Below are 11,270 nucleotides of genomic sequence, written 5' to 3'. Positions count from 1 at the left end.
CCATTGAACCTACTCCAATGATAAGGTCCAATGGTTCAATCATTAGCTTTCATTACTGGTTATTAACCGGTCTTACTCCACCGGCTTAGCCGTAGCCGCCACGATGATAGGCACCACGCGCGCCGCCAGCTTGGGTGCCACCAGCGTCCCCACGATGATCGCGGCCTGCGGGTTCTCCTTCACCACCCTCACGATGGACTTCAGTGCTTTGCCGATGTTCATGCGACCTTCCTTTCAGGCTGAGCGATAGCGCGAACGGCGCGCATATATGCGTTTTCACCTTCCGTGACGGCGATCGAAACATTGCGCTGGTCGACAGCCGAACCCATGGCCTTGAGCCTGTCGATCAGGCCATTCCACTTGGCTTCGTGAGTCTTCACCTCGTTCATGAGGTCGATTTCCGCCTGCGACAGGTCGCGGTAGCCGGTGATCTTCTTATGCTGATTATCCATTGATTACATCCTTTGTGCTGATGGGATCAGAGGGGGTGCCGGTAGGTTCGGGCTGGCTCTTGCCGCGCACCAGCACGCCAAGGACCGCCACAAGGCCGGTCGTGAGGCCGCCAAAGCCGATGGCCTCCGTGTATTTGCCGTAAAGCGCCAGCGCAGCCGCGATCGTGGCGAGGTAGCAGATAGCGCCCACCACGATGCCGAGCGCAATGAGGTTGTGGCGTTCGGGGGTCATACCGCCATCTCCCCCGTCTTACCCTGTAGCCACGTCAGGAATTGCGCCACAGTCTTGCCGCGTAGGATAGAGGGATTGGCCTGGGTCGCAGCATCCCCCGCCAGCAGATCGGCCCGCGCGATCTTATCCGCACCGATCACCTTCGCGGCAGTCTGTGGCCCGAAGAAGTGTGCAGCATACAGCGACGCTTTATTGATTGGGATGCCCTGACGCGCGAGATAGGCGGCATTCTTCTCGGTGAAGGTTCGCGCGCGTGCCGTCTGCTCTTCCTGTGACGGCTTCAACCCACCGAACGCCTGCGTTGCATCGGTCCCCCACTTGCCGCCCTCGCCAAGCCAGGTCGACTTGATGAACTGGTACAGGCCAGATGCGCTCGACGTGTTGGCCTTGATATACGGTCGATTGCCGCTCTCGATCTTAGCCAGCATAGGCCAGTAATCGTCGGGGATTTTTGGCTGAGCATCCATTCTCTGCATCCCAAAGCTGTCCGCCAGCGCGTCAATGACCTGCACATGGCTGGCGAGGAATTTACGGTCGGGCGCAAACGGACGGATCGCGTCAAAAAGGGCGGTGCGGCGATCGGTCATTCCCCAACTCCTGGCACGCGCGACAACTCATTGAGCGCGCGGTTCATCCCCATGTCCTCGGTGATCGCCAGCCCGACCAGATCGACCGCCTGCTTAAGCGTCGGGTTATCAGGGTCGACCTTCCGCAACTCGCCAGCGACCATCTGGAAGGCGTTGGCGACGGTCATCAGGCGCATCTCGTATTTGTGTGCGCGCTCTTTCGCGACCAGCGTGTCCGCTTGGCACTGCTTGACCTCCGCGCGAAGCTCCGCCACCTCCTTGCGCATTTCCGCGCGCCACTCGGCAGCATCGTCGCGCTTGTCGCTGCGACGCTTTTCCTTCACCTTGATGAGCTGGTCATTGATGATCGGCCATACCTTGATGAGCGCGATCATGAACCCCATCAGGCCAGCCCAGCCCCACGGTGCTCGCTTGGCTGAGGCTGCTACGATTTCGGCAAAGCCAGCGGCTTCATGCTCAATCATCGTGTTCCTCGCGCCAGATATGGAGCCAACACTGATAAGCGAGGTAGGATATGACCGCGCCAGCCGCTAAGCAGCAGATCTGCAACACCCCCGCCTCCCAGCACGAAGATTAGAGCCAATTGGACGCAGAGCGTCACATCAAGCAGCAGGCTATAATCCTGATACTGAAGGTGATTTGCCCAGGCGATTACGTGCATCGCCAGCATTCCGAGGTATAGCACCGGCAAGAACAGGCCCCACCACATTGCGCGACCAAGCCAAGCAGTCACCGCCAGCGCTATCAAGTCGGCAATGGCCCACCCGTCTTCTTGCGGCTGGCGCATGCCGATCGCGTTGGTTACCGCCTCATAGGAGAAAGGCAGATAGAGCCAAGGCATCGAGCAGGCGACCCAATTGGCCATCAATGTCAGGGCGCATAGCACCGTGGCGCGGCGGTCATGCTGAGCGCAGGCCGCGAATACGACCGCTACAGCACACGCCAAGCCGAAGAAGACAAGTTTGGTCAACCGCCGATGCCAGGCTTCGGAGGGCGCGGAGGATTTCCCGTCCCACCACCACCGCTGCCAGCGTCCGGCCTCGGCTCATCACCCTCGGGCGGGATCACGATCGGCGAAATGGGATCGTCACTCATAGTCTTCTCCTTGGTTGAAGCGATTAGGCGGGTTCAGCGGCGGGGGCGTAACGATCCCGGATCGCCTGCGCCTCCCCACGCTGCTCGTCAGACAGGTCAACGCCGTCGACATACGCCGCGACGGCATTCGTCAGCGCGATCATCGGCCGCGACAAGTGGACCGCCGCGGCTTCCCGCTCGGCTTCCACCATCGTCTTAAGACGTGCGAAATCATTGACTTGCATGGTCATTCCTCCGGAATCTCTGCGGTCCAGCTCAAAATTTTATCAGCGGTTGGCGCGATGAAATCGAACGTCACGGTGCCCGCAGATCGATCCTCGCCGGAGACGTACGCACCCCCCGCCCAACCTTCACAGACTGGCGTGTAAATCGTTGTGGTCGGCACCTGGCCCTGACCGATCTTCGACAGGCCGTGCGTAACGGTTATCGTAGTTGCACCGCTGGGCACGGTGACAGAACCCATTCTCTTCAATTTTGTAGCTGAGGAAGCCGTGGTTACAGAACCGCCGGATTCCTTATCAGCAAACCGATGGAAGCCTGCATAGTCGGAAAACAACGTTGTCACTTGGTTTGGCCGATTGCCCATGCCAAAGTAGGCGCGCATTCCTTGGATCCACACATTGCCCTGCACAGGCGTCGTGTTGGACAAGCCCACTGAACCCTTCGTGACATCCTTGCCGATCGCGAAATAGTCGAACGCCAGAGCATTCGTACCTTCGAAGGAAATGTGACTCAGGTCGTTGCCGTTCAGCATGAACGTGGCCGTGTCGAAGCAGCGTTGTACGTTCTCGAAATACCCACCTACGACAATACCGCCGAGGATCGCGCGCGTATCCGTGTTGTCACCCGGAGCCTTGCGGACGGCGATCCCGCTATACCGATCATCAACCGTCCCGTCCCGGCCAATATCAATGAACCGTGCGAAGTGTGGCGAGATAACTGTGAAGCGCAGCATGCCTGCGCTACGTCCTGCACCCCAGTCGATCAGGATTCCCGCCGACGGTCCCGTGTAACGTCGTGGCTTGCCGCAGTAGAACTCGCACCCGACCCAGGTGAAATGATCCTCATTTGCCGGGTTGATGTTCTCCATCGACACCAGAAAAGGATTGCCGTTCACGTTAACCGTGCAATTGTAGAATGTAGTGTATTGGGTCCAGCGCGTCTTGATGCCGTCGAAACCGTTGGTGCCCGTCACGCCCACCGCCCCGACATCGACGTTTCGGAACACCGCCTTCTGCGTGAAGTCGAGGCACACAATTTCGCCGTTATGCGCGTAATCGGGCGCGACGGTGAAATCCTCAAACCGGGGGGATAGCACCTCAATACCGCCCTTATTATTTCGGCCCCCGCTACCGCTATCGGGGGGCAGGACGACGCATTGGCCCACCATCAGGCGGGCATTATCCCAGCCCTTCAGAACGCTGTCTGCGCCAAAGCCCTGGATGCAAGCGCCATTCTTCAGGACACGCAGATCAGTCGTAAATCCCCATTCGGCACGAGGGATGAACAGGCGCCGACCGAACGCCTGGTTGAGCCAATCGAACGCAGCGTGCATAGGTGCTTCGTTGGCATCGGCCGACGCGCGATCACCGCCCGACTTGCAGCCGAACATCGGCAATGATGGCTGCTGCTCGTCCAAAACGAACCAGCGCCCGTTTTTCGATTTCTTTCGCCACGCAGTGCTGGTGGTGGTCGTCTGATCCTCATCCAACCGGTAGCTGGCACCGCCAGAGCGCGCAGCATAAACGCCCTGTGGATAGAAGCCGCCGGTCGTGACGCGCGTGTAGGCGATAGGGACGATGACCTGTTCGAAGGACGACCATGCCGGGACATAGTCCGTCGTATTCAGCACCCACGCGCCGGTCGTGATCGGCACCTGTCCCGATGCGATGACAAGGTTGTTGTCGACCTGACCGGTGAAATCTCCGGTGGTGTAGGTGTAAAGGCCCCCCTGACCGTCCGCGCGGATCGCAGACAGGTTGGTGATCGGCGCATTGGTGATGCCTGCGACCGATGGGTACGTGCTGTTGGCGGGGCCGGTGTCTCCGGTGTCGCCTTTAAAGCCGGGGTTCTGCTGAATCGCAGCATCCGCGAACTTACCCAAGGCCTCGGCATCGCTATCGGTCGGCTGTACGCCATAATTGCCGGTCCGCCGGGCAATTTCGGTAAGGCCCGGGCCGCGTGCGCCCGTGACGACGAGTTTATCCGCCATAGGTGACTCCAGGGACAAGGCTGATGATGCCACGGCGCTCGACAGTGATGAGGCCACCGCTGTCGACCCGGCGCAGGTCGTATGCGAGGCGCACCACCTCGTATTGACCGGACACGCCGACCAGCGACGCGCCCTTGATGGTCTCGGTGAAGTATCCCTGCGTGCCGGGCTCAATCTCGACGGCAGCGGACGCCACGGGAGCGCCGCCATCGCCAGGAAGGCGGCGGATATCCAGCGCCATGGTGTTGCTGGTCAGGTCGATCGGCAGGCCCGCGTCGTCCACAAGCTGCGAGGTCGCTGAGTAGTCGCCATTGCGTGGCACTTCTAGGTCGAGCATGACGGTCATTCCGACACCTCGACAAACTTGATGGATGCATCTGCGTATTGGCCTAGCTCAATCATTGGCGTCCAATCCTCGCCAGGGACCGCCAGACACAGGGTCACAGGCCAATCGAAGTTTGCGTCCGTGCCCGCGTTGACTGGAGCGCGAAGGGGCGGCTCAATCTGATAGGTGTCGACCGCGATGCGACGTCGGATGCGGTAACCGCGATTGCCGAACGAGACGCGTTCGCCACCCGTAATTGGAGCGCCGCGAACCATTGCGATCTTGATCGTCGTCGCACGCAGAGGAGCGGTCTCCAGCACCGTCGCCACAATGTATGGCGCCTGGAACCGAGTGACCGTCGGGAACAGCGGGTCGTCGGTGTAGAGGTCGCTTGGGGGCATCAACCCACGCGCGCCGAACGCTGGTCGGGGTGCCGTTTCCAGCGACAGCATAGGCACCAGCACAGGCGCGGTGCCTGCGTTCAAATAGCCGTTCCATGCCTCCCACGCCTTGATCTCGGCCGGGGAGTTCAGCGATATATCGCTGTATTCGATGCTCCAGCGCCCGCCGCCATCAATGATGACTTGATCTTCGACGCCTGACAGGCTGGTCCCGCCCGACAGCACCTTGCGCTCAATGTAGGAGCGGACCCCACTGGGACAGAACAGATGCGCGGGGAAAATAGGCGTCGCCATGTCTCATGGCTACGTTCGACCCATTCAAATATTACCGCCGTCAGTCTTGAGGCAATTGCTTTTCAGGCACGATGCCACCGCCAGATCCACCCGGCCCGGAAGCCCCGCCCCCGCTGCTGGGAGGTGCGCCAACAGCAGGAGTATTTGCGAAGCCAACATAATGGCGATAGGGGTATGTGGCAGACAGCACCGCGTCATCGGGATTGGTCGACGCCTGATAGGTCACACTGCCACCCGCGCGCGGCACATCGTCATAGAAGATTGCGTAGTAGCTATCGGCCGTCAGCCCGGATAGGACACCGCCGCTGACAGAGACGGTGCGGTCGCTGTAAATCCGATCGTGGTTGCTGATCGTAATGGACGCACCACCACTGTCAGACTGAGCCGTAATGGTCAGAGCCTCAGAGGGCTTGCTGGTCGCGATGATGGCGGACGCGATCGGGGCCGGATCTGCCGGGCTACCAGCCGTCTCAACGATCACTGTGTCGCTCCAGCCCGATAGCTGACCGCCAGCGCTGCGGTATTCCACCTGCACCTGCACGTCCGCGTTTATGGGCACGAAGCTGGTCAGCAACGCAACCGAAGGGCCTGGGTCCTGATCTGCGTAAGCCTGCTCATTCCAAGCCCCAGTGCCAACGCGCCAGCGCGCGTACCAGGTGAGGCCGGTAGAGCCGTCGCTCTCCACTGTGATCTGGATGCGTGCTCCAGTGCCTTCGACCGAGCCATCGCCGGTCGCGATAGCATACGAAACCGTAGCAGACGTGATGACGGGTCGGCCCAGCGGTTCGGGCGCGTAGCGGTTGCCGATCGGCGCGCCTTCGCCATCCTCAGTGGCCGGGTTCCACGCGTCGACGTTCGCACCAACCGCGACCCAATCGAACGTGAAGCCACCACTCATCTCGTCGCGCTCAAGGCTGATAACCTCGGCCACCCCCTTGAAGAACGTCGCCCCGCCCTCGGTCAGGTTCAGATTGATGTAGCGCTCACCAAGCACAACCCGGCCGGAATAGTTGGTCGTCACGCGCCCGCGATCAGCCGCATTGTTGCGAGCCATGCGGCGCTTGGCGAGGCGGCGTGCCTGGGTATGGCTCGGGACGACCGCGCCAAGGTCAGCCGACCGGATGGCCCCGCGCTTGGCGATATCATCCTCATCCCGCCATGACTCAGCCTCGACCGAGTTATAGTCGTGCAAGCTGCTGACGTACGTGATGCCGATTTCGTTGACGTAATCCTCGTCAGCAACGCCAGACTGATGGCTGAACGCGGTGATCTGGTCGGGCCCGATCGACACGGTGGGCGCGTAGACCCGCCCCGAATAGAGGATCAGATGACCCTCTTCGTTGAATATGTACCAGCCGTCAAAGCATGCCAGCAGGGAGCCTACGACGGAAGCCGGTGCTTCGGTAGCCTTGTAGGATAGGCAGGTCCGATAGCGCATTTCGGTGCCACCCGCTGCCAACGACTGCGCTGATCCTGCGTCATTGATCGCCGCCAGGATGCGCGGCAACTGCGGCACAAAGACCGTGTTCCAGTCCTTGCCCCGCTCCACCATCAGATACCAAATGAAGGCCAGCACCGCGTTTTCACTGTGCTTCCACGTCGACGGGTCATAGGCGTTCTGTGTAGGGTCGCGCGGGTCGAAAACCGGCGTCCACTGACCCACAAGCGACATCGCGACCTGATCGCCCTGTGGGTAGGTCTCCAGGAAATATTTCTCCTTCTCAGGGCTTTTGAGCAGGTAGCCCGTAACCACGCCATCGCCACGATGCTGTGCGGTCCATTGCGGAAAGACCGCCTGCACGGCTGCGAATGCCGTCTCGCGCGGACGACCCAGGCTCCAGCCCGCCTTTACGTGTCCACTTTGATAGCTCTTGTCCGGGAGGGTCTGAACGACGCCGTTAGAAACCGTCACCTGTTCATCGTTCAGGTATACGCGAAGGATCGCCGCAGCTTGCCCATCATGGAACGCCCACACGTCAACCGTCGTGCCGTTGATCGTCTCGTAACAGATGCTAGCGCCGTAAAGCCGGGACACGCCTAGCGCACGGACACGGGGAGGGCGGGGAACGCGGATTGCTGACTCGGTCGTCTGTGGCTTCTGCGCCTGCGCGCCGCCTCCAAGAAGCTGAGCTGCCGCTCCCAGCACCGCCGATGCGGTCAGAAGAGTGCCGAGGCCGATACTGCCGAAGCTAATACCTGCTGTTGTGCCGAACACAGCGAGGCCGGCCGCCGCGCCAACGCCTGTTGCGATCAATGCGGCTGCCGAGGCGACAGCTAGGATTTGCCCGAGAGCGCGGCTCATCGCGGACCCCATGCAGCCAGAGATGTCGCAGGACCAAACGCCAGCCCGCGCTTAGCCGCGAATGCCCATTTAGAGCCGGTCCAGATGGCTCCCACAGGTTCGGGGCGCATGGCGTCATTGACCGCCAGCACGACGCCAACGTCGCCCGCTTGCGGCTTTCCCACCCGCTCGACCCCGATGGACGACAGACCCCGCTCCCATAGCTCGACCAATCCACCAGCGCGCTTGATGAATCGCAGGCCGCCGCGATCGGACCGGTATCGCCCGCGCCAAGTCGCCATCGGATCGCCGCGCCCCCACGACACCGCCCATTCGCCTGGGAAGAAGCAGCAGTCGAAGACACCGGGTTCCCACGACCGGCTGACCGACGCCTTGAGGTAATCCGCCAGCGTCATTTCGCACCGAAGCGACGGGTCGAACCCGCCTGGAGGCTGGCGACGCGCGAAAAGATGGCATCGTCAGGTGATCGACGTCGCTGATCGGCATCAGTGAACCAGGCGAGCGTTGGGTTGCTGCGGTCGGTGTCCGTCGCTGCGACCGACAGGGTGATCGTCCTCTGCCCTCCGCGATCAGCCGATTGCCGGTCAGTCGTCAGGATGTCGGCTTTGCCGCGCCACGTCCAGATCGGCTTGCCGGTGACCTGCCAGTCTTCGTCCAGCATCACATAGCCGATGCGCAGGTCAGCACATTGCACGCTATCGCGATCGTCAATGGCGAGGCGCACCGTCTCCGCCGTCACGCCGCTCACCTCAAACTCCACGCGATCGGTCAGGCCGTTCATCATCTGCTTGAGGGTGGGGACGCTGAGAAGTGCTCCCGCACCGCGATAGACGCCGCCTTGAAGGTCGACGTGATCCGCTGGGATGGCTAGGTCCCCGAACCCGGACCATAGCCGCGCCACAGGCTCACAGGCGAGGCGCCAGAGGATGCAGCGACGGTAGACGGCCATGACGCCGTGATGTGCCCATGTAGGCCACGCTATTACCGCCGTTAGATCGTCTTGGGCTGACCGAACCGCTGCGAGGTGGCTACGTAGCCCGGCGTCTGACGGAGCGTAGCGCGACCGGCATCGACATCCATCTGGGCTGCCTGGGTGAGGATGCGTTGGCTGAGGTCTTGGGCAAACCCGGCTGGGGTGACGCTGTTCCGGGCGTCGACGGATATGTTGAAGACGCGCTGACCGCCACTACCACGCGGCGATACGGACCCAGGATTGACGTTCAGCGTCTCCCCTCGGCTCACCCGTGCGATCGGCTGACCATTCAAGCTGAGCAGGTTCTGGTCGACGCCCGAGCGTCCGCCGATCAGCATCGACCCGCCAGTGGCGAAGCCGGGGATGCCGGTTGGCGCACCGAACAGAAAGCCGAGTCCAGACAACAGGCCGCCCCGCGAGCTTCCGCCCCCACCACCAGTTAGCCCCCGCCCCAGATTACCGAGCAGCGACCCAAAACCACCGCCACCTGACGAGAAGGACGTCACAACCGCCTGCGCCGCGATGAAGGCCAAAGTCCTAAGCGCATTCCGCTTGAAGCTCTCCCAGAACTGATCTCCCGATTGCGTCAACGCACTCTCGAATAGACCCGCAAGCTGATACGTGTCCTGCTCGCGCTTCTGCTGAAGCTTCTGGTCAGCCTCCTCGCGGCTTTTATAATAGACATCCTGGCTGGCGTCATAATCCTTAACGCTGGCGAATGGGTCGTCGTAATCCTTGCCCACTTCGCCAATGATATCGCGAAATTGTCGGGCAGCCGCTGCAACGCGGTCGCTGTCTGGCAAGAGCATGGGGCGTACGCTGCTATCGTCCATCGCGTCACGCGAGATAGCGGCTGACAGCGAGTCAGTGAATTTGTCGTCGCGTTCCTGCTGGCGCTCTGCATCGGTCTTGCCCGAGCGCCCCGACCGCGTGCGGCCTGCGCCTCCCGGTCGGGGCGGCGTGGGACGTGGCGGACGCGCCGTGCTTTGGCCAAACAGATTGTATTTGGTGGGATCTGAAAGATAACGGTTCAGGCCCTGTATGCCACCAAAGCGAGCAGCCAGAGCATCCTCATTGCGCCGTTGAGCGCTGCGTGCGTCGGACGCATTGGCTCCGCTTGTAAAGCGTCCGGCACGATTGGCCTCTGGCAAAAATTGGCGCAGTCGAGCCATGTCCTCAGGCCGCCCGCCTGCCCGTCGCTGGGCCTCGTTAAGGCCACTGATGAAAGCATTGTCGACGGAAACGCCAAAATTATTGATGCGGCGGAAAAAGTTGTCCACATTGTCAATGCTCTGTAGCAAACTGGTTATCTGCTCTCGCACACTGAAAATGCGAATGCCTAGGGCGTCAAATACTGCCTGACCGTTAGCGCCGATAGGATCAAATAGGTTTCCGAGCCCGTCAAAGATAGCGCGCGCGTCAGCGCCATATTGCTCGGCGCGACTGGTGAGCCCGTTAAAAGTGTCGGTTCCCGTGCCCAGAAATGACACCAGCGCCTCCGAAAACCGGCCACCCTTGTCAAACTGACCGAACGATATGACGGCAGCATTCTCCATAGCCTGTACGGCATCACCAAAAGTGATAGGGATTTGCTTGAACTCGGCGTCGATGCCTGCCGTGAATTTACGGTCTGTAAGCGCCTTGAACAGAACATCGGAGGTTATCTGACCTTCCTCAGCCATCTTGCGAAGCTGACCGATCGGAACGCCAAGCGCATCTGCGAGAAGCCGAGCGATGCGGGGGCTCGCCTCCATGATGGAATTGAACTCATCGCCCCGCAGGACTCCAGATTGCAACGCCTGATTGAATTGCAGGGTGGCGCTAGCGGCTTCTTCGGTGCTTGCACCGCCGATCTTTAGGGCTTCGGCAAAGGTCTGGGTGGCGCGGGCGGCATCATCTTGCGACCTTCCTGTCTCACGGGAAGCGCGCACAAATCCCGCGTACAGTTTGGTAGTTGCCTCTAGTGAACCGCGCGTCTCTTCCGATATGCGCTGAACATCTTTTTGCGCCTGCGCCAGCGTTCCAAAGCCGCTAGTCGCCAATCGAAGCTGAGCGTCGAGCTGTTTCGCCTGATCTGCAAGGCTGGCTAATTCACGTACGACAGCGCCAATGGCGAAACCCGCCAGAGCAGCCCTGATGTTGCCGCCCATGGCAGCGAAGGAAGAACCAATACGCCGCGTCGAGGACTCTGCCGTAGCCTCCAGACGCGTGATCGATCGCGTCTGTTGGTTCATCTGATCCTGCACCAAAATCGTGGTAGATCGCAGTTCGTTGCGAAGCTGCGTAGTTTCCGCGCGGAGCTGGAGGATAATTGGGTCGACTTGCGGCACAGGCTGCTCCGGGGTTGCCGGGGCAGGCTAAATTGTGGGATTGCTGAATCTTACCGCCGTTGGGAGG

Annotated in this window: 14 protein-coding genes; all 14 read right to left on the bottom strand. The window is 60.9% G+C overall.

All coding sequences use genetic code 11. The features are described from left to right. Positions 1-72: 72 nt before the first annotated feature. Entirely contained in the window at positions 73-222 is a 150-nt protein-coding gene (locus ACQKJZ_RS04570) for a hypothetical protein (RefSeq protein WP_427730134.1), read from the bottom strand. Further along, entirely contained in the window at positions 219-452 is a 234-nt protein-coding gene (locus ACQKJZ_RS04565) for a DUF7681 family protein (protein ID WP_427730133.1), read from the bottom strand. Before ACQKJZ_RS04565 ends, ACQKJZ_RS04570 begins: the two co-directional genes overlap by 4 nt. Next, positions 445-684, bottom strand: a complete 240-nt coding sequence (locus ACQKJZ_RS04560; RefSeq protein ID WP_427730132.1) for a hypothetical protein — start codon at positions 682-684, stop codon at positions 445-447. Before ACQKJZ_RS04560 ends, ACQKJZ_RS04565 begins: the two co-directional genes overlap by 8 nt. After that, a complete protein-coding gene (locus ACQKJZ_RS04555; RefSeq protein ID WP_427730131.1) occupies positions 681-1,271 on the bottom strand; it encodes a hypothetical protein in 591 nt (196 codons plus the stop codon). The genes ACQKJZ_RS04560 and ACQKJZ_RS04555 overlap by 4 nt, the downstream gene beginning before the upstream one ends. After that, the gene (locus tag ACQKJZ_RS04550) at positions 1,268-1,735 is read right to left on the bottom strand and encodes a hypothetical protein (RefSeq protein WP_427730130.1); all 468 of its coding nucleotides are present in this window, start codon (positions 1,733-1,735) and stop codon (positions 1,268-1,270) included. Before ACQKJZ_RS04550 ends, ACQKJZ_RS04555 begins: the two co-directional genes overlap by 4 nt. Continuing rightward, entirely contained in the window at positions 1,732-2,241 is a 510-nt protein-coding gene (locus tag ACQKJZ_RS04545) for a hypothetical protein (RefSeq protein ID WP_427730129.1), read from the bottom strand. The genes ACQKJZ_RS04550 and ACQKJZ_RS04545 overlap by 4 nt, the downstream gene beginning before the upstream one ends. 148 nt (positions 2,242-2,389) lie before the next feature. After that, positions 2,390-2,590, bottom strand: a complete 201-nt coding sequence (locus tag ACQKJZ_RS04540; RefSeq protein WP_427730128.1) for a hypothetical protein — start codon at positions 2,588-2,590, stop codon at positions 2,390-2,392. Between the two features lie 2 nt (positions 2,591-2,592). Further along, on the bottom strand, positions 2,593-4,578 hold the full coding sequence (locus ACQKJZ_RS04535) for a hypothetical protein (protein ID WP_427730127.1): 1,986 nt from the start codon (positions 4,576-4,578) through the stop codon (positions 2,593-2,595). After that, complete coding sequence (locus ACQKJZ_RS04530; protein ID WP_427730126.1) at positions 4,568-4,924, bottom strand: hypothetical protein; 357 nt, start codon at positions 4,922-4,924, stop codon at positions 4,568-4,570. Before ACQKJZ_RS04530 ends, ACQKJZ_RS04535 begins: the two co-directional genes overlap by 11 nt. Continuing rightward, entirely contained in the window at positions 4,921-5,598 is a 678-nt protein-coding gene (locus ACQKJZ_RS04525; RefSeq protein ID WP_427730125.1) for a hypothetical protein, read from the bottom strand. The genes ACQKJZ_RS04530 and ACQKJZ_RS04525 overlap by 4 nt, the downstream gene beginning before the upstream one ends. Before the next feature lie 40 nt (positions 5,599-5,638). After that, on the bottom strand, positions 5,639-7,900 hold the full coding sequence (locus ACQKJZ_RS04520; protein ID WP_427730124.1) for a hypothetical protein: 2,262 nt from the start codon (positions 7,898-7,900) through the stop codon (positions 5,639-5,641). Beyond that, entirely contained in the window at positions 7,897-8,295 is a 399-nt protein-coding gene (locus tag ACQKJZ_RS04515; protein ID WP_427730123.1) for a DUF6950 family protein, read from the bottom strand. The genes ACQKJZ_RS04520 and ACQKJZ_RS04515 overlap by 4 nt, the downstream gene beginning before the upstream one ends. After that, positions 8,292-8,684, bottom strand: coding sequence for a hypothetical protein (locus tag ACQKJZ_RS04510; protein ID WP_427730122.1), 393 nt, complete (start codon positions 8,682-8,684; stop codon positions 8,292-8,294). Before ACQKJZ_RS04510 ends, ACQKJZ_RS04515 begins: the two co-directional genes overlap by 4 nt. A gap of 206 nt (positions 8,685-8,890) precedes the next feature. Beyond that, the gene (locus ACQKJZ_RS04505) at positions 8,891-11,203 is read right to left on the bottom strand and encodes a tape measure protein (protein WP_427730121.1); all 2,313 of its coding nucleotides are present in this window, start codon (positions 11,201-11,203) and stop codon (positions 8,891-8,893) included. Positions 11,204-11,270 lie beyond the last annotated feature (67 nt).

This window comes from Sphingomonas sp. NPDC019816, from assembly GCF_050274375.1.
GTDB lineage: Bacteria > Pseudomonadota > Alphaproteobacteria > Sphingomonadales > Sphingomonadaceae > Sphingomonas.
Note: the sequence above shows the minus strand (reverse complement) of the source record. Positions and strands in the feature narration are given on the sequence as shown.